A 20,892-nucleotide genomic window follows, 5' to 3' on the forward strand; every position below is an offset into this window, starting at 1 on the left:
AGAAAAAGACATTCATCTTCTGAATGTCTTTTTTATTTGAAAGTGAATTACTTAACTGTGGGTGCACCCTTCCAAACAGCAACCTCACCAGTACCACTCTTGTAATCGATGAAATCAGCAACGTTCTTTGACTGGTAAGCCTTTACTAGCTTCTTAATTGCTGAACTATTCTTCTTGCTCTTCGTCGTGGCAATAATATTCACAGCACCATGTTGGCTCTTATCAAGCGGACGCACATAAATGGCCGAATTGATTGAACGGCCAGCACCAACAATAAAGCTTGGATCAACAGAAGCCAAATCAACTTCAGGCAATACACGGACTAGCTGGTCAGTACCAACTTCCTTAAATTGCAAGTTCTTCTTGTTTTCTGTAATATCCTTCAAAGTTGGATCAGAAACCTTGTCAGACACCTTAATCAAGCCAGCTGCTTGTAGTAACAGCAATGTTCGACCTTGTGTAATCTTCGAATTTGAAATGGCAACCGTTCCATTTTGTGGAATGTCTTTAATGCTCTTGTGCTTATCAGAATACAAACGACCGGCAACCATGATGGTTTCACCAACAGGAACAATATTTGTCTTATGTGCCTTGTTCCAATCGTTCAAAAAGATATAGTGCTGGAAGGCGTTGGCGTCAATATCTCCCGAAGACAGCGCCGCGTTTGGCTGGTTATAGTCGGTAAAGGTCTTAATTTTAAGGTCCAGACCTTCCTTTTTGGCATTTGCCTTAATCAGCTTCCATTGCTCATCCGTTTTTTTGTCACCAGCCATAATACCGACAGTCAACGTTTCCGTTTTGCTCTGAGCGCTATGCTGAAAAAAGCTAAAATAACCAACGACAATCAAAGCAATCGCTGCAATAATACCTGTTACTATTTTGTTGTTCATTCTTCTCTTCCCTTTTCCCCTATTTGTTGCAATTAAAATCGAACAATTTTTTAATAAACTCTTTTGGCAATGCAATTCCCCGCTACCTAATCAACTCCTTTTCAAATAAAAAAGTCCCGTAGTCAAAAGACTACGGGACGAATTAAAGTCGTGTTACCACCCTGATTTTAACTAGCATCACTACTAGTTACTCGACAGGTACGTCAAAAAGAGATAACCTAACGCAATAACGGGCGCACCCGGTTCCGGCTAACCAATAGCTCACCGTCACTTAAACTCAAGGACCATTTTCAAGGGTTTTAATTCATCAACTCCCACCACCGTTGATTCGCTGTGCAATCTCGACCCTTTACTTTTCCTGTCGATGTTTATTAATTGCAGTTTAGCAATCAAATTAGTATTTGTCAACAAAATATGAAAAAATAGTTAAATTTAAATGAATAAGCATTTCTCCCAGTTACAATTTTAATTGATGTAGTACCTGCTGAAGGACTCTAACTACAATTTGTGTTTTTTATTTTAATTTAAAGCTGAACAGTTATATATTAAAGAATAAGAAGTTACGATAAGGTGGTTTATGAATTATGAAAAAAATTATTGGAGTTGCCGTGGCAATCGCCGTAGCGATTGCCAGCGTGATCGACGGTTACATTGTCTTCTTCAAGGGCCATCAACGGCATTCTCAGACTAGTTCAAATAGCAATCAGTCTAGTACAAGCACCGAATCGTCCAGCAGCACTAGCAGCAATCAAACGACGAATGGACAATACAAAGACGGAACGTTTACTAGTAAAACGGTTACTACCCCTCATGGTACCATGCAGGTTAGTGTCGTGATTTCAAACGGTAAAATCACGAATATCAAAATTTTGAAGTATCCTGACAAAGAATCCAAATCAGAAAGCATTAACAGTCAATCATTGCCTACTTACCAATCGGAGGCCATTAAGGCCCAAAGTGCTAATATACAACAAGTATCTGGTGCTACCGAAACTTACACAGGATTCACGAATTCACTTCAAGATGCTTTAAACAAAGCGGTTTAACATTATCCAGGAGGACTGGTATTGACTAAAAAGACTAATGCACAATTCCATTTTTTAACAAACGTTATTGGGAAAATGAACATTCCATTTACAATTAGCGCAGCTGTGTTCGAAGAACGGCCTGCCCTTCAAGAGCGTTTTCAACAACAATGTCAAAAGATTGCTGCTGATTTAGACCAGGTTAACGCTGTTTTTTCACCATTCAAACCGGATTCGTTAGTATCCAGATATGCAGATGGCGAGCGAGAAGTGATGTTAGATTCAACTGATTTTCAAGAGGTCTTCTTAATGGCTGACCAAGCTAATCAGGTAACCGAAGGATTTTTTGATCCATTCTTCAAAGGCCAATATGACCCAACCGGCATCGTCAAGGGCTGGGCAATCGAAAAAATATTTAATCAACGGTTACGGCCCTTACTGACAGATTCCTTGGTTGCAGGAGTCGCTTTAAATGGTGGCGGCGACATTCAAGCAGCTGTTGCAAATGACAGTGAACTAACCTGGATGACGGGCATTGAAGACCCACGTCAACCAGGTTACTTGATTGGCAAGTACCCGTTAACCAATGCTGCACTTGCTACCTCCGGGGTTAATAAACGTGGCGAACACATTAAACGGGTTGCAATTGACGGGCGTGCTCATTGATGCAGGTCACAATTGTTGATTACTCATTAACGATTGCCGATACCTGGGCAACCGCAGGAATGGCTGCCGGAACCAAACGATTTTTAGAACTAATTAAGAAACATCAATTGACGGGCGTGCTCATTGATGCCAAAATTGGTGAAATCAGTTTTGAGAAAGGTCAGGTTCATCATGCTCAAACGATATAACTTTAGTCTAGGGCTGACTTGGTTGGTAATCTTCTTTGTCATTCCATTACCACTACTCCAGACACTATCAGCTGGATTGCCAGCAATTTATTCCAGCCAATCCCAAGCAATTTATTTAGGTGCCATTGCCTATGCTTGGATGCTCACGTCAATTTATTTAGCCACGAAACCCCATTGGTTGGATCGACTGATTGGCTTGCCTGATATGTATATGATTCATGGCATCATCAGTATTCTTGCTATCGGTTTGGCCTATTTGCATAAATTTGGTAACCCTTCTGATGGCTGGATAAGAACTACCGGCGATTGGGCCATTTATCTATTTACTGGCATCATGGTCTATTCGATGATCTTTATGGCTGGCTGGTTCACTAGCCGGATTCCCTTTCTAGCTAAGTTAAAAAGAATGCTAGAGACCGTTTTCAAACATGAATTATCTGTCTGGTTGCATCGTCTAAACCTGATTGCTACCCTCTTAGTATTTATCCACGTCCAATTAATTAGCTATGTGACCGCTATTCATCCTTTCATGTTCGTCTTTTATGCCTACAGTAGCATTGTCTTTATCAGCTACGTGATGAGTAAAGTTCGGAGTCAATTAGGTGATACCAGAGGAACCGTGATGACTAACGAGGTACTAGCGCCAAATGTTCAGGAGTTAACGATTACGCCTCAAAAACATTATCAATTAAATTTGCGAATGGGCGATTTCGCCTTTATCTCCTTTCCTGATTTAAAAGGCCTGAAAGAATACCATCCGTTTTCAATCGTCAATCCACCTAGTGACGACAGCCAGCACATTAAATTGGACATCCGCGGCGATGGTGACTTCACGAAACTCCTTTCTGAAATTAAACCAGGCGTCGCAGTTAAATTAAGTGGTGGTTACGGCCGTTATCATTCTTTCCTGGAAGATAATGACCAAGACCATCACATTGTCATGATTGCTGGTGGTATTGGTGTAACACCATTGCTTTCAATCGTGGAAGGTTCTCCAGAACGTCACATTTCATTGTTTTATTCCGCCCATTATGACCATGATTTAATCTATTTAAATCAGCTAAAGGATTGGCACCAACGTGACAACTTTAATTTACATTATCAGGTTGGTCGCTATTCCGAAGCCGATGTTTTGAACCATCAATTGCATGACTTACCAAATAACACCATCTTTCTCATTTCTGGACCGGCTCCAATGATTCGCTATTGGAAACGGACCTTGAAGAAAAAATGGTATTCGAAATGGGCAAATGTACGCCGAAGAATTTACCTGGTAATAAAGAAAAGCCCGGTCAATATGACCGAGCTTTTTTATGTTGATATTGATATTAATGGATATAAATCGTTATGACTGTGAACAAGCCAAACAAAATCCCTGGGACGTTCGAAATAATAATTGGCCAATCTTTATACGTTTTAGTCCAGCCATAGCCAGCCCAGAACGATGCGTTAATCATCGCTACGAGTGGCTGTAAAACACCGACTGGATGCCCTGAAAAATTGCTAATAATTTGCGGGATATAAGAAACATACATCGCAATACAGGTGAACGTAGCAGCCTTGCTGAGTAACTTCAGCCGTTTAACTCGTTTTTCGGGTATAGCATTCTCACCTGTTGGATATTCTGAAGTATCAATTCTCATAAAAATTTCCTTTCTCCGTTGTTCATACCTAAAATTATAGCTGTTTTTATTTCATATAGCGAGTAAAAACGAAACATCTGCACTTTTTATGCAATATTGCTAGCTACTATTCAAATAATTGCTATGATTAAGTAATTCCAGCTAATGATATAATGTGACTTATATTAATAGCCGAGGTAAAAACATGAATAAAAATGAAGTCTTTCAGTATTTAAAGCAAAAAAACATTTGGCACGAAATTACAGAGCACCAGGCCTTATTTAGTATGGATAGCATTGTGGATGTTGATTTACCATACCCAGATGCCGATGCAAAAAATCTTTTTGTCCGTGATGATAAGAAACGAAATTATTATCTGATTACCGTTAAAGGCGATAAAAGAGTTGATTTGAAGGCCTTCCGCAAGGATAACCAGACTCGCCCACTATCGTTTGCTTCAGAAGAAGACTTGCTAAGATTAATGGACTTAATTCCTGGCTCAGTTTCCCCCTTTGGTCTATTAAACGATGAAGACCGCCAGGTCAATTTTTTCCTTGATGAAGAATTTTTAAAAGAACCCGGACTAATCGGGATTCACCCAAATGAAAACACGGCAACGGTCTGGTTAAAAACTCCTGATCTGCTCGAAATGATTCAAGAACATGGGAATGAATTTACGACTGTCCCTATTCCCGAACGAGAATAATATCATCATAATCCACTTAAAAAGCCGCAACACTGTTTCTGTAAGTAAATATGAACCCCGAAATTTGTTGGTCCAAATCTCAAAGTTCATATCAGTGCTACAGCTTTTTAGTATCTCATTCTCTTTTTAAGAAACAATTTGATGGTATTGCTCCTGGGCAATTTGTACAATTGGTACTTGCTGTGAACTGCACGTGCCTAATTTTTGACCAATATGTTGGACAAGCCAAGCAGTTAAATAAGGTCTGGAAAGAAGAGCTAGGTAAGCGTCGAAACTGAGAAACGTTTCGATATCCTCAAAATAGCTAAACAATTCTTCATCCGCACGCACCGGTTGAACAAGTCGCAGCATAATAATCGTTTCCAAAACTTGCTCATGACAGAGTAGATGTTCTTTTTGTGCTAAACGAACCATGATTCGTTTCAAAACCCGTTGAGTATCAACAAACCGGTACGCTTTTTCAGCCCAATCAATAATGGCAAAACCATCAAAAACGTTGGCTTTCTGCCAATGTTAAGCCCATATAACGCAATAATTGATAGCGGTACTCAAATGGATATCTGTTTGGCCACGTTCAAAATTTAAAATCACACTCGTCGATAAACCCGTTGCTTCGGCTAAGTCATTGGCAGACATGCCACGAATTTCACGTCATTCGCGAATCATGGCGCCTAAATGTTGAACCTCTGCAAAGACATCTTTCGACATGGTCCTCGACCCCTTTTTACGTTCTTAATTTCACTTTTTATTCAGCAATCACTTTTAATTCAGCTCGCTCTAGTAAGTACACTTGCAAATCAGCAATTGAAATCATTGGTAATTGCCATTTTTGGCTAACTGAACTAAATCAGCCTGACGAGCCCATATGACCATCTAGTAAAAGAATCTCGATGATTGTCGCTACCGGTGCTGTTCCAGCTAATTTGGCCAAATCAACACCCGCTTCGGTATTGACCATTACGCTCCAAGACACCTCCAGACTTGGCCACAAATGGGAATGTGTAACCTGATTCGCGAAAGTGCTAAACAACTAATGCGCTTAGTCAAAGAAAACGTGAAGCCAAAAAATTTGATTACCAAAGAAGCGCTTGATATGGCCATGGGTGGTTCAACAATACCGTGCTTCATGTTTTAGCAATTGCTCATGAAGCAGGAATTGACTATAACCAAGAAAATATCAATAAAATTGCTAAAAAAGTCCCTTATCTAGCCAAAATTGCGCCATCATCCAACTGGTCGATGGAAGATGTTCATCAAGCAAGTGGTATCCCAGCAATCATGAACGAACTTGTCCGCATGGGAATATCTTACATCCTGATCGCATGACCCTTACTAGGAAAACTATTCGAGAAAACGTGACTGGCCACGAAATTTTAAATGATGAAATTATCAGGCGCTTTGATATAAATCCTTATTCTAAAGAAGGTGGTATCTCCATTCTTTCTACGGGAACCTTGCACCAGATGGCGCGGCCATCAAAGCTGGTAGAGTCGATGCCAGTATCAAACAGTTTACGGGAGAAGCCATTGTGTTCGACTCGGAAAGGACGCTGTCAAGGCCATTGATGCCGGTCAGATTCCTGCCGGTCGCGTAGTCGTTATCCGTTATGAAGGACCTAAGAAAGGACCCGGCATGCCCGAAATGCTTGGACCAACATCTGCTCTAACTAGGATGGGACTAGGAAAAGAAGTTGCCCTGATTATTGATGGCCGTTTTTCCGGAGCAACCCGTGGTATCTCAGTTGGACATGTCAGTCCAGAGGCAGCAGATCAAGGACCAATCGCTTTAATTCATGATGGCGATCAAATTACAATTGATTTAGTTGACCGATCAATCCACTTACATGTTAGCGACGCGGAATTAGCAGAGCGAAAAACGCAATTAAAGCCTTTTAAGCTAAAAATCAAGCATGGTTGGATTGCTCGCTACCAAAGTCTCGTGACTTCAGCAAATACCGGTGCTGTTCTTAAAGGGAGCTGATGAACTTTTCGGTTAAAGAAATGAGGTACCTTTCATGAGAACTGCAACAGAAAACCTTAAAAACAGAATGGTCCAGGTCCAGGCTCTTTCAGAAGTAATTGATCCTGAATTGAAATGTGATATCATCAATCTTGCCTTAGTTTACGGATTATCGATGGATGATCATCATTGCGTAACTGTTCGATTAACATTAACTACAATGGGCTGTCCCTTAACAGAGGTTTTAGAAACCATGATTGAACGTGCCTTAATGATTCTCGTTGAGGTCGAAAAAGAAGTCGTCGTCGAACTCGTCTGGAGTCCCGCCTGGAATTAAAACATGATGAGCGACTATTCCAAACTTGTTTTAGGAGTCTATTAACAAAAAAGATTAGTTTCGCAAGCGATGACTGTTTTGATTATTCTGGCCGTATTGTCTACTAATTCAAAAACAATTCTTGCCGTTAGTGCACTTGCTTTAATTCCAATTATCATGTTGTATAATTTATTAGGCTATCTATTTGTTTTTTTGTTTGCCAGACTATTACAAATTGACAGTGCCCAACAGAAGGCAATTACGTTTGAAATTGGTATGCAAGATTCGGCCCTTGCGTCTACATTAGCAATTTCATTTTTCGAACCTGCTTCCGCCATTTCAGCTGTCATTTTCTCTGTTTGGCACAATATCTCTTGATCAGTTTTAGCCTCCATTTGGAAGCACTATTAAGAGCTCTTCCGTTCATGGCAATACAAAAAGTCGGCATTTTAGCCGACTTTTTATGATTAAAAATCAAACTCATTGGATAGAAAAAGGCCCGTTGCTTAAGCAACGGGCCTTTTTTACTATTAATATTTTATTTTAGTAAGTGCTGCTTTGCTTTACGAAATATCCATACGACCAGACTTAGTCCTGAATAAATCGAAACGAAGATGATAAAGTTCAAGAAGAGATTATCCTGAATAGCGGGATAAATCTTTTCAACTTGGTCAATACCAATAAAACTACCTAAAATAATGAAAATACTGCTAATGGAGAAGCCTCTTTTTCGGCGTTCGGGTCTCGACTTCGCTTGCATACTCATTGACCTCTCAAGTAAGTTATTAGTCATTAAACCTGAAAGAGCTTCGGACTGATTTTCTTCAAGATTTCTAAGATAATTGTCGGCACAACAGTTAAGAGAACAATCATCAACCAATGGCTAGCTGATAAGCTAACCAAGCCGAAGAGTCCTTGAACACCCGGAATTACCGAAACGGCAATGGTAATCAATGTTGCTAAGATGGCCATGTTCACCAACGATGGGTTGGCACCGTAGCGAATTGAAAAGAGCGACTTTTCAGAACGGATATTGAAAACGTGAATAATCGACGTTAATGACAAGACCACGAAGGCCATTGTCTGACCAACTTCTTCTGAAGTAGCGATACCACCCATGGCCACATTTTGACCAAACCAAATGGCACCTAAGGTCACCAGGGCAAAGAGCGATGCGTTTAAGGCAATCTGTCGGCCAAGTCCCTGGCTAAACAATGATGCATTTTTAGGCATCGGCGCCTTATCCATCACATTTGTTAACATCGGTTCACGACTCAAAGCGAATCCTGGCAAACCATCGGCTACAAGGTTAATAAAAAGTAGATGGATTGGGAGTAACGGTGAACCCCAGCCTAAAATCATGGCAATCATGATAGCAATTAATTCCGAGATGTTAGCGGACAAAAGGAAATTAATGGTCTTACGAACCTTAACATAAACGCCTCGTCCTTCTTCGATAGCACTAATAATCGTCGCAAAGTTATCATCTGTCAAAACGATATCGGAAGCACCACGAGCAACGTCAGTTCCGGTTTGGCCCATAGAAATACCAACATTGGCTGCCTTCAAGGCCGGTGCATCATTGACACCATCACCCGTCATGGCAATCGTAGCATCTTGTCGCTGCCATGACTTGATAATTCTGATTTTGTCCGTTGGTGTTACACGAGCATAAACACTATAATCTTTAACATTCTTATCCAATTCAGCATCGGATAATTGGGCCAATTCGGCACCGGTTAATGTTTTGTCGCCTGGTTGTAAAATGCCGATTTCACGGGCGATTGCACTCGCCGTTTCAACGTGGTCACCGGTAATCATCACCGTCTTAACCCCGGCTTGTCTTGCCTGAGCAACGGCCGCTGCTGATTCCGGACGTGGTGGATCAATAATACCAACCAAACCGACCAGTTCTAAATTGCTTTCATAAAATTTCTGAGTTGGTTCTTCCGGCATTTGATCAAAGACGTGCTTTGTAATAGTCAAAACACGCAGTGCCTGACGACCGAACTTTTGGTTAATCTTTTCGGCTTCAGCAACACCACCGTTTGCCAGCATTGGGGCCAACACATCAAAGGCTCCCTTAGTGATGGCAATGTAACCACCATCTGGTCGTTGATGAACGGTTGTCATCCGCTTTTTTGTTGAATTAAATGGTACCTGATCAACTACAGGATATTCAGCCAATAATTCTTCTCGACTCTTAATAGGATCAATGGCCCGTACCAAAGCAACTTCCGTTGGCAAACCATCAAAACGTGTTTCACCATCTTCATCTTCCGATACTGCAACGTTCGTTGACATTGCTGCCAATGACAAAACTTCCTCGGCTTCAGCTGTGATACCATCCGCTGTGGCTGATAACTGATTTTGACTCGCTTGCCAGACTTGACGAACTGTCATCTTATTTTGCGTCAAAGTTCCAGTCTTATCCGAAGCGATGACATTCGTTGTTCCCAGCGTTTCAACCGCTGGTAATCGACGAATAATAGCGTGCTTCTTGGCGATTCGCTGAACGCCAAGAGCTAGAGTCATGGTCACGATCACTGGCAGCGTTTCTGGCACAATGGCAACGGCTAAGGAGATGGCTGTTAAGAAGATGTACTTCAGATCCATTCCTTGGGCAATTCCTAACGTCAAAACGACAATAGCAGAGATAATGGCCAAATAAGAAATATTACGACCTAATTGAGCTAAACGACGTTGTAATGGTGTCAAAGGCGTGCTATTTTCATTGTTCAACAGGCTGGCAATCTTACCCATTTCGGTTGCCATTCCCACAGCCGTGACGATGGCAAGGCCATGACCATTAACAACAGTCGTACCACGATAAACCATCGTTACTCGTTCACCGAGGTCGACGTCCTTGTCTCCCTCAAAAGTAGCCTCCGCATCTTTTTCAACGGGTAAACTTTCGCCAGTTAATGCAGACTCTTCTGTCTGCAATTCAACAGCTTCAATTAAACGCGCATCAGCGGCGATGGATCGTCCGTTTTCTAAGAGCAAAATATCACCGACGACAACGTCATCCGAATCAATTAATTCCGGCTGACCGTCACGCAGAACCTTAACCTGGCTCTTATTCAAATCCTTCAAGGCGGCTAAAGAGTTCTCCGCCTTTCCTTCTTGGAAAATGGACAATGCTGAGTTGATGACCACAATCCCGATCACCAAGAGACTTTCGAAGTAATTATTACTTCCTTCCAAATAAGTGGCGACAAAGGAAATCCCGGCAGCAATCAGCAAAATGATAGTTGCCACATCCTTTAAACTAAGCAAAATTTTCTTAGCTAAAGACGTCTTTTTTTCAGCAACGAAAACGTTTTTTCCGTGTTCTTGTCGGCTTTTCTCGACCTGATTTTCCGAAAGCCCTTGGTTCGGTTTTGTCCCAAGAGTCTGGAGTGTTGCTTGAACTCCTTTTTGGAATGCTTGCATGAGTATTCCTTTCAATGGTTCATGAGAAGGTATCACACCAGAGATGGTCTCCTGGCCACGGCACGTCTTCTCTTGCGTGACCGTGTTGGCAGTTGCATACTACTCAAAGTTCGGCGCCGACAATAAAGTGGTGTAAGTCCCCGAATTTTGAAATCGTGTCTCTTCATAGATAAAAAGCGAACATTTTCGGCTAATCATTTGCGATTAACATGTAGGTTTTTAGCTAATTGGAATACTGGCACAATTAACTGTCAAAATTAATATTCAGATATGTATGAAAGTACGACGCCATTAGAGTGAATAAAAGTATTCTTAAACTAATAAGTATGACTAATTTTATTTTAGCATACTTATAACGATTTTTGTAAGTTTTAAAGAATAAAATAATTTTTTCTAATAAAAAAAACACTATTAAATCAGCGATTATATACTTTAAATTAGAATAATATTTATTAAAAAACGCCTATACCAATTTTGGAAGGTGTTTATCTGTCAAGTATTCCGTCTCCCTTTAAGGGATAGACCATCAATCATTCACGAAGACAAATTTCTTTTGCGTTTTCACTTCTTCAAAGCCAAGATAACGATAAAAAGCATGGGCATCTTGACGATTTGCACCAGAATTAAGCCTGATGATTCGAATTTTTCGGCTTTTGCCCGCCGCCTCTAACCACTCAATTAAAGCCGTGCCAATTCCCTGCCCCTGCGCTGACTGGTTGACCGCCAATGCCAAAATATTCAACGCAGGATCAGCATAAATTTCCTGGTAAACTTCGGCATGAAGATAGCCTAAAACCTTGTGCTGTGGGTTTTCGGCAACGGCCAGCAGATGGTGGCGTTGATCTTCCAGCAATTGCAATAACTGATTTTTCGCCTTCTCAATTGGATAATCGTACCCCAACTCATTTGTATTGAGCATGTGAAGGGCAGCCAAGTCAAGCAGCGTAGCCTCACGAATAAAAAATTTTTCAGACATTTTTCACCGACGTCCTTCCTGAAGGTACTTAGCTTCGACAATTGTGTGCGCTTTTTGCCACCAATTCTGGTGATTTTGGTACCAGGCAATGGTTTCTTCTAAACCAGCATCAAAATCACTAAAGGCCGGGTGCCAGTCAAGGGCTGCCATCGTGCTACTAGCATCCAAGGCATAACGCTGATCATGGCCGGGACGATCAGCAACATGCGAAATATTCGACGAATTCTGACCCAACTGGTGCAAGATTTTTTGCACAACTGTTAAATTACTCAACTGACAGTTAGCCGAAAACAGATATGTTTGGCCACTTTGTCCCCTTTCCAAAATAGCTAACAGACCTCGAACGTGATCCGTCACGTGCAACCAATCACGCACCTGCTTCCCAGAACCAAATATTTGGGGTTTTTCACCACTCATGACAGTAGCAATTGTCCGTGGAATTAGCTTTTCAACATATTGATAAGGGCCATAATTATTCGACGAGTTTGAAATTGTGGCTTGAATACCAAAAGACCGGACCCACGCCCGAACCAAGTGGTCAGAGCTTGCCTTTGTTGCCGAATATGGTGACGAAGGTTGATAACGAGACTCTTCTTGAAAAGTCGCCGTTGAATCAATCGGTAAATCACCAAAAACTTCATCAGTGGAAACGTGGTGGTAAAAGACACGGTATTTACGAACTGCTTCCAGCAACGTATAGGTACCGATAATATTTGTATCCAAAAATGGCCTTGGATTGGCTAATGAATTGTCATTATGGCTTTCCGCCGCAAAGTTCATCACGACATCGACAGTCTGAACCAGCTGATCAACCAGTGGCGCGTCACAAATATCGCCAACTACTACATGCAGTCGTTTAGTTGATAAATCAGTTATATTGTCTAAGTTTCCGGAGTAAGTTAACTTATCTAAAACTGTGATTTCGACTTTTTGATCGTGCTCCAGCAGATAACGAACGAAGTTAGCGCCAATGAAGCCAGCACCTCCCGTTACGAGTATTTTTTGATAGCGCATGGCCTTCTCTCCTTTGCTGATTTTAAAAAATATTATAACAAAAGGTCCTCCTCAGCAAGCACTGAATTGGCCCCTTCTCAATATTCTTACATTTTCAATAGAAGCGATGCCCGAATCTTTTTCGATTCGGCTTGTGCCGTTCGAACATAGATGGTATCTCCCGGTCGCAAAATCAAATCTCCAGCTGGCAGTAAGCTTTGGTTTCCCCGCTTCACCATCGTAATTAAGCTTTGACTGAGCCAGTCAATATTGCGAATTTCACGGTCATCTAAGACTGTGCCGGCCAAAACTGGCACTTCCAAAGTAATCAGCTGTTGGCCACCATCTTCTTCCTGATTTTGCAAAAGACGGTTCAGCAAGGACTCATAGATTGGTGCACCGTTGCACAAGTCGACCACTAGGTAAGCAACTAAGCTGACAACGGCCAACGGCAAAACATGGGTTACGGAACCGACCATCTCAATAATCAGGATGATGGCAGTAAAAGGCGCTTTCCCGATAGCCGCAAAATAAGCAGCCATGCCAATAACCACGAAATCAATGAGATAAGACGCAGACAGCCAACCCAAAATGACAAAAACCTGACCAATGATAGCACCATTTAAGGCACCAAGCGTCAAAATTGGTAAAAAGATGCCCCCAGGAAGACCCGATCCGTAACTAATCATCGAGAAGATAAAGCGAACTAGCACCATGGCCAATAAAATTTTGATACCTGGAACATGGTGACCAAGTGCCAGGACCAAATTATTGCCCCCACCAAGGCCATTTGACCAAACAAGCCCTAAAGGAATAACCAGCATCAGTGGCACCAGGCCGTTCAGATATTTTGGTAGGTGTGTCCATTGATAAATCTTCTGGCTGGCCAAGAGCGTTTTTTGGTATAGAAAGCCCAGCAAACCAAGAATGAGCCCCAAAATCAAGAGCAGGCCGTAAAGGTGGACTGGAATGAGTGGTAATTGTCCAACCGCCAAAACCGGCGTCTGGCCGAAAACAATTGTGGAAATCGCATCGGCAATCACAGAACCGGCCAATGCCCCCAGCCAGATAACCGGCGAAAAACTATGGTAGATTTCTTCCAAGACGAACATCACACCAGCTAACGGTGCATTAAAGGCGGCAGCCAAACCCGAAGCCGCTCCTGCCGCAATCAGTGACTTTTTTTGACTATGATCAACCTTGATGGTTTCAGCAACTCCTTGCCCGACGGCAGCACCAAGTTGAATCGAGGGTCCTTCTCGTCCCAACATCAAGCCGGAACCAATAGCTAAGATACCGGCAACAAATTTCCGCCACAAAATCGAAAAATAATTTAAATGCAGTTGATCCATCAACTGCCCTTCAACCTGTGGAATCCCAGAACCCGCGATATTGGGTTCCTTTTTCACTAACATCGCGACAATCAGGCCGATTACTAAATTAATAAGAACAACGAGGACAAGCATTAACCAGTGGCCGCTTTTAATGTGCGTATACATATCACGCCACCACGAAAGCGAGTGTTCAATGCTCATTCGAAAAACGGACACCACAATCCCGGTCAAAACACCAACCAGAGCCCCATTGATAATCACCATTAATCGATTTGTATTGAAATGAAAGGTATTTTTTTGCATATTTTTAGTTTACACCTTTTTATTCTAAAATCGTAACGAAAAACAAAAATAGTTCAAAAAGATTGATAACTTTTTGAACTATTTAACAAGAAATTAGATTGTTCGCCGATTTTAATGGCGCGTTTGACCATCGCCAAAAACTTCATACTTAATGGTCGTCAACGCTGGCAAGCCCATTGGCCCACGAGCGTGCAACTTTTGCGTGGAGATCCCAATTTCGGCACCAAAGCCAAATTCAAAGCCGTCCGTAAAGCGGCTCGAAACATTTTGGTACACCACCGCTGCATCCACTCGGTTCATAAAATCAGCGACATGCTGTGGATTTTTCCCAAGCATAGTCTCGGAATGGTGAGTCGTATGCGCATTAATCCAATCAATGGCAGCATCGCTATCGGTCACCACCTTAATCGCCATGATTAAGTCATTGTATTCCGTATCCCAATCAATTGGTGTTGCTAATGAGAGACGGCCATCAATAGCCACAGCCTGGTCGTCGCCGCGTAGTTCAACCCCGGCTTCAATTAAGGCCGAAGCCACCTTCGGCAAGAATTCAGCAGCAATTTTTTCATGAATCAGTAGCTTTTCGGCGGCGTTGCAGACAGCGGGCTTTTGCGTTTTTGTATTGACAATCACTTCGATTGCCTGATCCTGGTCGGCATCTTCATCCACAAAGATGTGCGTGTTGCCTGCCCCAGTTTCAATCACTGGTACGGTAGCATTCGTCACCACAAAGTCAATAAAGCTACCAGAACCACGAGGAATTAAGACGTCCACGTATTGACGCAGATGAAGCAATTCGTTAACGGAATCATGTGTGGTATCGGTGATCAATTGAATAATATTGGGATTCAATTGGTGATCTGTCAGTACGGAACGGAGCACCTGCGCCAAGGCAATATTGGAATGGATTGCTTCTTTACCACCACGTAAAATCACGGCGTTACCTGATTTGAACGTCAAGGCAGCGGCGTCCACTGTCACATTTGGCCGGGCCTCATAGACCATCGCTACCACTCCAAGTGGAACAGTTTTCTTGATAATTTTGAATCCAGATGGGTGTTCCCAGTTTTCATATGGGCCAGCCAATGAATCGTCAAGATCCGCCACGGCAGCCAAGGAAGTAGCGATGCCCTCAATCGTCCCATCATCAAGCGTTAGGCGATTGCGCATTGGGCCAGAAAGCGCTGTTGCACTGGCTAAATCCGTTTGGTTTGCGGCCATAATAGCTGGCTTTTGTTCCCGCAAGGCTTCAGCCATCGACAATAAAATTTGGTTGCGGTCTTGTATTGATAATTGCGCAACAACTTGTGCTGCTTCTTTAGCCTGTTGGCCAATTTTTTCAACTGTTGTCATCGTCTATTCCTCAAAAAGTGTCCCAATTTCTTCTCCCGCAATCACTGCAAGGATATTGGCCGGGTCATTTCCATTCACCAAGGACATTTTTTGACCATATTTCATCGTTAAATCAGCGGCCGCTAACTTAGTGCTCATGCCGCCAGTGCCCAAACCGGACGTTGAACCCGTTGCACTAAGCCAAATTGTTTCCGTAATCTCTTCCACTCGGTGAATCGGCTGGGCATTTTGATCAATATTTGGGTTAGACGTATAAAGTGCATCAACATCACTCAAAATAATTAAGCCATCGGCTTGAATTTGCTTCGCAACTAATGCGGCTAAGCGGTCGTTATCACCAAACGAGTGTTGGTGATCCAACTCGTCAACGGCAATCACATCGTTTTCGTTAATAATCGGAATCACACCCTGGTCAAAAAGTGTCTCAATAGCATTTGTAGTATTTTCTAGCATGACTGGGTTATTAAAGACATCATAAGTCAAAAGAACCTGCCCAACCTGCTGCTGATAGAAGGCAAAGCTTTGGTGGTACAAAGACATTAAATACCCTTGCCCAATGGCAGCGAGCGCCTGTTGCTTTGGAATTTCCTTTGGCCGCTGGTGCAAATTCATCTGGTTCAAAGCGACTCCCATGGCACCTGAAGTCACCAATAGCACCTGGTGACCTTCCTTTTGCAAGGTCGATAGTGTTTGAGCTAAACGGTTCACAACCGGGTATTTGATTTGCCCATCCAGGTCCACAATGGTACTTGTTCCAACTTTTACAACAATTTTCTGCCAGTCTGCCATGCACTTTTTCCTTCATTGAGTTTATTCTATTATAGCAAGAAAACAGGATAGTAGCGCGATAAAAAGAAGCTACGATTGTTTTTAAATGAATAACGAGGAACACTGCTTGCTTCGACAGGAATTATTTTTTTAGTAATCAATATAAACTAAATCAAATTCTAAGCAAGTAATTTGAAAGCAACAAAAAAGCAAAGTTAACTTTGCTTTTTTTCTACGCATAATTTAGTTTCAATCAATTCAAAAACAGCATCCTCAACACAGCTAAATTCGCCAAAAATGCTCAAGCCCTTATGAAAGCCTATTTTCTGTTCTAGGTGGCTAGTCGGTTTTCAAAAAGTGAACCCAGCTGATTTTCATTAATTGACCAAACGGGCAGGAATACCCACAACCGTCTGACCAGCAAGAATGTCTTGCAAAACAACGGCATTAGCACCGACTTTGCTATCCTGACCAATATGGATGTTCCCAATTACCTTGGCACCAGCACCGATTAAGACTCGATCGCCAATGGTTGGATGACGCCGCACGCCATCCTTCACAGCGCAACGAGCGCCTAATGTGACACCCTGATAAATCGTCACGTCGTCACCAATCACGGTTTCTTCACCAATCACAACGTTGACACCGTGGTCAATCACCAAGTTTTTACCAATTGTTGCGCCGGGATGAATATCAATCCCGGTCTTTCTCTTACTATGGGTCGCAAGCAGCTGAGCCAAAAATGGGTGGCCATGCGTCCAGAGGTAATGGCTTTTGCGATAAGCCCTGACCGCCTTATAACCAGTATGGAAAAACAAAACTTGGTAGCGGTGCTGTAAAGCAGGATCACGTCGAATAAAATCATCAGCAGTGTCAAACATGAGTTCTCCTTATTGATAAAAACCCTGGCGTATTCGGTCACCAGGTCAGCAATTCATCGCGCTTCCCGAATATTTACTGACGAATATACCCCCCTTTGCCTAACAAGGCATACAATCTTTGTCAGGAAAACTGCCAAATTTAAATTGGTACAGTTATAACAAGCGGTATGATAAGACCTGTAATAAATAGCAGGGAAACAGTACTTGGAGGAATTCGAATGGATAGTGGAAGTATTGCTTGGGTCCTGACATCAGCCGTTTTGGTTTGGATCATGACCCCAGGATTGGGATTGTTTTACGCAGGATTAGGCGACAAGAAAAACTTGTTGCATACAGTTGGTATATCAGTATTGCTGATTGGTCTAGCCACAGTCATCTGGGCACTGTTAGGTTATAGCTTATCCTTTGGTGGATCTGGTTCCTTTATTGGAAACCTACATTACTTGGGACTCAACCACGTCTCCCTTTCAGGGTCTACACGTGGCTTAAACATTCCAGATGGCGCCTTTGCCATCTTCCAAGGAATGTTCCCAATTATCACCATTACCATCATCACTGGTTCAGTGGTTGGTCGGATGCGTTTGAAGTCAATGTTAACTTTCCTAACATTATGGTTGATTTTCATTTACGCTCCCCTTGCCCACATGGTTTGGGATAACGGCTTCTTAGCTAAGTTAGGTGCCATCGATTTCGCTGGTGGTACTGTTGTTCACATTTCATCTGGTGTCACAGGTTTGGTATTGGCTTTGATTCTGGGTCCACGCAACGATCAAAAGCCACACCAAACAAATCCAATTTATGTCTTGGTTGGTGGTTTCTTACTCTGGGTTGGTTGGTTCGGCTTCAACTCTGGTTCAGCTTTAGCTGCTAACAACCAAGCCATCGTGGCTTTGATTAACTCATGGGTTGCCTCATCAGCAGCTGTTCTTTCATGGGGAGTAATTGCTTACCAGATTCAAAAAAAGGTCACACTCGATGGACTGGTAACGGGTGCCTTAGCTGGTTTGGTCGCAATCACGCCTGCAGCTGGTTACGTTCAACCATGGGCAGCCATTGTGATGGGCTTGATTGCCGGGGTCCTTGGTTTTGTTAGCATCACAACAATTAAGAACTTCTTCGGTTACGATGATACCCTGGATGCCTTTGGTATTCACGGAATTGGTGGTACCGTTGGTGCTCTTCTGACCGGTGTCTTCGCTGATAAAAACTTACCTGGTAGTGCCGCTGGTTTAATTTCAGGCCACTGGGACTTGCTAGGTCATCAAGCAATCGCCATTTTGGTGACGCTTGCTTTGGTCATTATTGGGACACTGGTTTTGGCAGGCGTTACTCGAGTCATTGCTGGTCCATTACGCGTAAGCGATGCTGATGAAAGCGCTGGTTACGATAAATTGATTCACCTACTCGTTATCAAAGACTAAGTCAATTAAATCAATGCACAATAAAAGGGCTGTCATCAATGACAGCCCTTTTATTTTTGCCTAAAGTTAATTTGTTTGGTCAAGCAGATAGTCCAACAACAAGAACATTATTTCCTGATTTTTGCTTGGAACACCGTGAGCTAAAATATCAGCACCCGTTTGGTGCAAAGTATTTTTAGGATCATTGGCGTACTCGCAATCATTAGCAACCATTTCACGGACATTGTCCGCCTCCGGTTCAAAATGAAACTGCAAGCCTAAGACGTTTTCGAACACAAAGCCCTGATTTTTGACTAAATCAGTACTGAATAACATCTCCGCCTGCTCAGGTACAGTAAACATCTGTTCATGCCAATGCAGTGCTTCTACTTTTTCTGGTAAGCCAGGAATACGGTTACTAAGTCGTTTAACCGGTGCCCAACCAACTTCCTTATAGGGAAGCATCGAGAACTTCGCCCCCAAGCACCTTGGCAATTTGCTGAGCGCCAAAGCATGCCCCAAAAATCGGTTTATGCTGAACCATTAATTGTGCAATTAGCGACCGCTCTTCAGCAATCCAAGGCAAGTCATCATTAGGACTCATTGGTCCACCCAAAATAACTAAGAAATCAACATCCTCCGCCTTTGGCAAGACATCTTGAAAATGAGCTGGGTGGTGAACGGTCATCTCATGACTGTTTTTTTGCGACCAACGAGCAATGCTCCCTGGCCCTTCGTTTGGTGTATGTTGCAAAACATGAATGCGCATCAAAAAAGCCTCCTTTTTTCGACGGCAATTTGATACGGGTTTCGCCTGCATATGCCCTTAATACGATTATTCTAACACAAAAAAATCCTGACGGTTTAAGTCAGGACTAATTTTTCAACGAATATTTAGAAGAACAAGTGAATCAAAACAACAGCGAGCAAAACTTGAACAGCGCCGACCAAGAAACCAAAACTGAGGAACTTGACGCCACTCTTTTTAATAACTGACCACTTCAAGTTCAAGCCAATGGCCGCCAAGTTGACCACGCCAAAGAAAGTTGACACCGTGTGACTAAACTGGTGAATTGGAGCTGGCAAAGCCATGATTGAGTTCACTATCAGTAAGATGGCAAAGACGATGATGTACCAAGGTAGAATCGTAATTTTAGCACTTTCGTCCTCTTCGACCGCCTCTTTTGCATTTTGCCGCTTAGCGATGTAAGCAAACAAAACAACTACAAAGACCAACATAATGACCCTCAACAGCTTAAACAGCGTTGCAAAGGTCACAACGTTTGAGTTAATCAAGGAAGCTGTTCCAACAACCTGACCAACGGACTGAACAGTGCCACCAACTAGGGCCCCGCGCAATAAATCGTTATTGCCAAATAAGAAGTGTGACAAACTTGGCAATGTCAGCAAAAGCAGCATACCCGTCAAGGAAACGGTTGCGACCGCCGTTCGGCGATCATCATCCTTGGCCTTAATAACTGGTGCCACGGCCGCAATAGCACTTGAACCACAGACGGCATTTCCAGCGCCCATCAACATCGTACTGTTGTCGTCAACCTTAAACAGGTACTTCCCCAGCAAGAAGACAATCCCAATCACCAAGACCATATTAATAATGATAAAGAAAATACCATTCAATCCTAATTTGGAAAGCGTTTTAAAGGTCAAAGTCGACCCCAGCAGAGCAATCCCAATCTCAATTGGATATTTTTCTGACCACTTAACCCCAGCACCATACTGGTCACCAGCAAAAATAGTATTTCCCAACAAAATCCCAATAATCATGGCCAAACTTTCGGCTCCCAATTGCGGTAAATATTTACTCAAAAATTGGGCGAAAAGCGAAACCACAACTGCTAGGACAATCCCAACAACATGCTTCTTCTCGATTCTCATCAGACAACCATTCCTTCTTTCGTTAGCGTTTTAACAAAAAATATTACTTCCCCATTAAACACCTAACCAGGGGGGCTTGGTCAAGCTTATCAAGATTAAAATTTGATAACAAATGTCGATTTTTAATCATTTTTAAAATTGATACAACACACCACGCCCTCGTTTAAAATAAAACAAAAAT

General features: G+C 42.5%; 22 protein-coding genes, 2 pseudogenes and 1 other annotated feature. Of the genes and pseudogenes, 10 read left to right on the top strand and 14 right to left on the bottom strand.

Annotated features, from left to right (window positions below; all coding sequences use genetic code 11):
* Window positions 1-47 precede the first annotated feature (47 nt).
* Window positions 48-890: a MetQ/NlpA family ABC transporter substrate-binding protein gene (locus AABI20_RS06880; protein ID WP_338347263.1), complete on the bottom strand. Its 843-nt coding sequence runs from the start codon at window positions 888-890 to the stop codon at window positions 48-50.
* Between the two features lie 130 nt (window positions 891-1,020).
* Window positions 1,021-1,264, bottom strand: a binding site (T-box leader).
* Between the two features lie 210 nt (window positions 1,265-1,474).
* On the opposite strand from AABI20_RS06880, the gene AABI20_RS06885 reads away from it, so the two are divergent.
* The 4 genes from AABI20_RS06885 to AABI20_RS06900 are packed head-to-tail and all read left to right on the top strand — an operon-like array spanning window position 1,475 to window position 4,120.
* Window positions 1,475-1,936 (top strand): FMN-binding protein, encoded by a 462-nt coding sequence (locus AABI20_RS06885; RefSeq protein ID WP_288846172.1) that lies wholly within the window; start codon window positions 1,475-1,477, stop codon window positions 1,934-1,936.
* Between the two features lie 21 nt (window positions 1,937-1,957).
* Window positions 1,958-2,581, top strand: a complete 624-nt coding sequence (locus AABI20_RS06890) for an FAD:protein FMN transferase (protein WP_338347266.1) — start codon at window positions 1,958-1,960, stop codon at window positions 2,579-2,581.
* A complete protein-coding gene (locus AABI20_RS06895) occupies window positions 2,581-2,769 on the top strand; it encodes a hypothetical protein (RefSeq protein ID WP_338347268.1) in 189 nt (62 codons plus the stop codon). The genes AABI20_RS06890 and AABI20_RS06895 overlap by 1 nt, the downstream gene beginning before the upstream one ends.
* Entirely contained in the window at window positions 2,753-4,120 is a 1,368-nt protein-coding gene (locus tag AABI20_RS06900) for an FAD-binding oxidoreductase (RefSeq protein ID WP_338347269.1), read from the top strand. The genes AABI20_RS06895 and AABI20_RS06900 overlap by 17 nt, the downstream gene beginning before the upstream one ends.
* Here the strand turns inward: AABI20_RS06900 and AABI20_RS06905 are convergent.
* On the bottom strand, window positions 4,098-4,412 hold the full coding sequence (locus AABI20_RS06905) for a SemiSWEET family transporter (RefSeq protein ID WP_047974406.1): 315 nt from the start codon (window positions 4,410-4,412) through the stop codon (window positions 4,098-4,100). The two genes, AABI20_RS06900 and AABI20_RS06905, sit on opposite strands and share 23 nt — an antisense overlap.
* Window positions 4,413-4,596: 184 nt before the next feature.
* On the opposite strand from AABI20_RS06905, the gene AABI20_RS06910 reads away from it, so the two are divergent.
* Window positions 4,597-5,097: a prolyl-tRNA synthetase associated domain-containing protein gene (locus AABI20_RS06910; RefSeq protein ID WP_047974407.1), complete on the top strand. Its 501-nt coding sequence runs from the start codon at window positions 4,597-4,599 to the stop codon at window positions 5,095-5,097.
* A gap of 126 nt (window positions 5,098-5,223) precedes the next feature.
* On the opposite strand, the gene AABI20_RS06915 is transcribed toward AABI20_RS06910, so the two are convergent.
* The 3 genes from AABI20_RS06915 to AABI20_RS06925 all read right to left on the bottom strand — a co-directional run bounded on the left by AABI20_RS06915 (window position 5,224) and on the right by AABI20_RS06925 (window position 6,055).
* Window positions 5,224-5,511 (bottom strand): hypothetical protein, encoded by a 288-nt coding sequence (locus AABI20_RS06915; RefSeq protein ID WP_152666208.1) that lies wholly within the window; start codon window positions 5,509-5,511, stop codon window positions 5,224-5,226.
* 99 nt (window positions 5,512-5,610) lie between these two features.
* Window positions 5,611-5,742 (bottom strand): helix-turn-helix domain-containing protein, encoded by a 132-nt coding sequence (locus AABI20_RS06920; protein WP_288846484.1) that lies wholly within the window; start codon window positions 5,740-5,742, stop codon window positions 5,611-5,613.
* Between the two features lie 202 nt (window positions 5,743-5,944).
* On the bottom strand, window positions 5,945-6,055 hold the full coding sequence (locus tag AABI20_RS06925; RefSeq protein ID WP_152666209.1) for a 3,4-dihydroxy-2-butanone-4-phosphate synthase: 111 nt from the start codon (window positions 6,053-6,055) through the stop codon (window positions 5,945-5,947).
* A 161-nt stretch (window positions 6,056-6,216) separates the two neighbouring features.
* Here AABI20_RS06925 and AABI20_RS06930 point away from each other — a divergent pair, with 161 nt between their 5' ends.
* From AABI20_RS06930 to AABI20_RS06945, 4 genes and pseudogenes are all read left to right on the top strand, one after another.
* The gene (locus tag AABI20_RS06930; RefSeq protein WP_255360181.1) at window positions 6,217-6,423 is read left to right on the top strand and encodes a dihydroxy-acid dehydratase domain-containing protein; all 207 of its coding nucleotides are present in this window, start codon (window positions 6,217-6,219) and stop codon (window positions 6,421-6,423) included.
* A gap of 148 nt (window positions 6,424-6,571) precedes the next feature.
* A pseudogene (locus AABI20_RS06935) lies at window positions 6,572-7,077 on the top strand (hypothetical protein).
* Window positions 7,078-7,111: 34 nt separating this feature from the next.
* Window positions 7,112-7,393: a metal-sulfur cluster assembly factor gene (locus tag AABI20_RS06940; RefSeq protein WP_047974409.1), complete on the top strand. Its 282-nt coding sequence runs from the start codon at window positions 7,112-7,114 to the stop codon at window positions 7,391-7,393.
* 69 nt (window positions 7,394-7,462) lie between these two features.
* Window positions 7,463-7,750 (top strand): hypothetical protein, encoded by a 288-nt coding sequence (locus AABI20_RS06945; RefSeq protein ID WP_053068905.1) that lies wholly within the window; start codon window positions 7,463-7,465, stop codon window positions 7,748-7,750.
* Between the two features lie 414 nt (window positions 7,751-8,164).
* On the opposite strand, the gene AABI20_RS06950 is transcribed toward AABI20_RS06945, so the two are convergent.
* From AABI20_RS06950 to epsC, 7 genes are all read right to left on the bottom strand, one after another.
* Window positions 8,165-10,807: a cation-translocating P-type ATPase gene (locus AABI20_RS06950; protein WP_338347271.1), complete on the bottom strand. Its 2,643-nt coding sequence runs from the start codon at window positions 10,805-10,807 to the stop codon at window positions 8,165-8,167.
* Window positions 10,808-11,333: 526 nt separating this feature from the next.
* The gene (locus AABI20_RS06955) at window positions 11,334-11,783 is read right to left on the bottom strand and encodes a GNAT family N-acetyltransferase (RefSeq protein ID WP_047974412.1); all 450 of its coding nucleotides are present in this window, start codon (window positions 11,781-11,783) and stop codon (window positions 11,334-11,336) included.
* Window positions 11,784-11,786: 3 nt separating this feature from the next.
* The gene (rfbB, locus tag AABI20_RS06960; protein WP_338345604.1) at window positions 11,787-12,797 is read right to left on the bottom strand and encodes a dTDP-glucose 4,6-dehydratase; all 1,011 of its coding nucleotides are present in this window, start codon (window positions 12,795-12,797) and stop codon (window positions 11,787-11,789) included.
* A gap of 86 nt (window positions 12,798-12,883) precedes the next feature.
* Window positions 12,884-14,413 (bottom strand): ClC family H(+)/Cl(-) exchange transporter, encoded by a 1,530-nt coding sequence (locus AABI20_RS06965; protein WP_338347274.1) that lies wholly within the window; start codon window positions 14,411-14,413, stop codon window positions 12,884-12,886.
* 111 nt (window positions 14,414-14,524) lie between these two features.
* Window positions 14,525-15,766, bottom strand: a complete 1,242-nt coding sequence (locus tag AABI20_RS06970) for a glutamate-5-semialdehyde dehydrogenase (RefSeq protein WP_047974415.1) — start codon at window positions 15,764-15,766, stop codon at window positions 14,525-14,527.
* 3 nt (window positions 15,767-15,769) lie between these two features.
* Window positions 15,770-16,555 carry a glutamate 5-kinase gene (gene proB, locus AABI20_RS06975; protein ID WP_047974416.1) on the bottom strand — a complete coding sequence of 262 codons (786 nt, stop codon included), beginning with the start codon at window positions 16,553-16,555 and terminating at the stop codon, window positions 15,770-15,772.
* 356 nt (window positions 16,556-16,911) lie between these two features.
* Entirely contained in the window at window positions 16,912-17,415 is a 504-nt protein-coding gene (epsC, locus tag AABI20_RS06980) for a serine O-acetyltransferase EpsC (protein ID WP_338347278.1), read from the bottom strand.
* A 218-nt stretch (window positions 17,416-17,633) separates the two neighbouring features.
* Here epsC and AABI20_RS06985 point away from each other — a divergent pair, with 218 nt between their 5' ends.
* Complete coding sequence (locus tag AABI20_RS06985) at window positions 17,634-18,836, top strand: ammonium transporter (RefSeq protein ID WP_338347280.1); 1,203 nt, start codon at window positions 17,634-17,636, stop codon at window positions 18,834-18,836.
* 66 nt (window positions 18,837-18,902) lie between these two features.
* Here the strand turns inward: AABI20_RS06985 and AABI20_RS06990 are convergent.
* Window positions 18,903-19,584: pseudogene (locus tag AABI20_RS06990) on the bottom strand (type 1 glutamine amidotransferase).
* Between the two features lie 125 nt (window positions 19,585-19,709).
* On the bottom strand, window positions 19,710-20,711 hold the full coding sequence (locus tag AABI20_RS06995; RefSeq protein ID WP_338347282.1) for a YeiH family protein: 1,002 nt from the start codon (window positions 20,709-20,711) through the stop codon (window positions 19,710-19,712).
* Window positions 20,712-20,892 lie beyond the last annotated feature (181 nt).

This window comes from Fructobacillus cardui (genome assembly GCF_963580785.1).
GTDB classification, from domain to species: Bacteria; Bacillota; Bacilli; order Lactobacillales; family Lactobacillaceae; genus Fructobacillus; species Fructobacillus cardui.

What these genes read in the sequence shown, in the direction of transcription:
- AABI20_RS06970 (WP_047974415.1), bottom strand. Translation starts at nt 15,766, where the DNA reads ATGACAACAGTTGAAAAAATTGGCCAACAGGCTAAAGAAGCAGCACAA.
- AABI20_RS06895 (WP_338347268.1), top strand. Translation starts at nt 2,581, where the DNA reads ATGCAGGTCACAATTGTTGATTACTCATTAACGATTGCCGATACCTGG.
- AABI20_RS06955 (WP_047974412.1), bottom strand. Translation starts at nt 11,783, where the DNA reads ATGTCTGAAAAATTTTTTATTCGTGAGGCTACGCTGCTTGACTTGGCT.
- AABI20_RS06885 (WP_288846172.1), top strand. Translation starts at nt 1,475, where the DNA reads ATGAAAAAAATTATTGGAGTTGCCGTGGCAATCGCCGTAGCGATTGCC.
- proB (WP_047974416.1), bottom strand. Translation starts at nt 16,555, where the DNA reads ATGGCAGACTGGCAGAAAATTGTTGTAAAAGTTGGAACAAGTACCATT.
- AABI20_RS06925 (WP_152666209.1), bottom strand. Translation starts at nt 6,055, where the DNA reads ATGGTCAATACCGAAGCGGGTGTTGATTTGGCCAAATTAGCTGGAACA.
- rfbB (WP_338345604.1), bottom strand. Translation starts at nt 12,797, where the DNA reads ATGCGCTATCAAAAAATACTCGTAACGGGAGGTGCTGGCTTCATTGGC.
- AABI20_RS06995 (WP_338347282.1), bottom strand. Translation starts at nt 20,711, where the DNA reads ATGAGAATCGAGAAGAAGCATGTTGTTGGGATTGTCCTAGCAGTTGTG.
- AABI20_RS06905 (WP_047974406.1), bottom strand. Translation starts at nt 4,412, where the DNA reads ATGAGAATTGATACTTCAGAATATCCAACAGGTGAGAATGCTATACCC.
- AABI20_RS06910 (WP_047974407.1), top strand. Translation starts at nt 4,597, where the DNA reads ATGAATAAAAATGAAGTCTTTCAGTATTTAAAGCAAAAAAACATTTGG.
- AABI20_RS06900 (WP_338347269.1), top strand. Translation starts at nt 2,753, where the DNA reads ATGCTCAAACGATATAACTTTAGTCTAGGGCTGACTTGGTTGGTAATC.
- AABI20_RS06950 (WP_338347271.1), bottom strand. Translation starts at nt 10,807, where the DNA reads ATGCAAGCATTCCAAAAAGGAGTTCAAGCAACACTCCAGACTCTTGGG.
- AABI20_RS06945 (WP_053068905.1), top strand. Translation starts at nt 7,463, where the DNA reads ATGACTGTTTTGATTATTCTGGCCGTATTGTCTACTAATTCAAAAACA.
- AABI20_RS06965 (WP_338347274.1), bottom strand. Translation starts at nt 14,413, where the DNA reads ATGCAAAAAAATACCTTTCATTTCAATACAAATCGATTAATGGTGATT.
- epsC (WP_338347278.1), bottom strand. Translation starts at nt 17,415, where the DNA reads ATGTTTGACACTGCTGATGATTTTATTCGACGTGATCCTGCTTTACAG.
- AABI20_RS06940 (WP_047974409.1), top strand. Translation starts at nt 7,112, where the DNA reads ATGAGAACTGCAACAGAAAACCTTAAAAACAGAATGGTCCAGGTCCAG.
- AABI20_RS06985 (WP_338347280.1), top strand. Translation starts at nt 17,634, where the DNA reads ATGGATAGTGGAAGTATTGCTTGGGTCCTGACATCAGCCGTTTTGGTT.
- AABI20_RS06915 (WP_152666208.1), bottom strand. Translation starts at nt 5,511, where the DNA reads ATGGTTCGTTTAGCACAAAAAGAACATCTACTCTGTCATGAGCAAGTT.
- AABI20_RS06880 (WP_338347263.1), bottom strand. Translation starts at nt 890, where the DNA reads ATGAACAACAAAATAGTAACAGGTATTATTGCAGCGATTGCTTTGATT.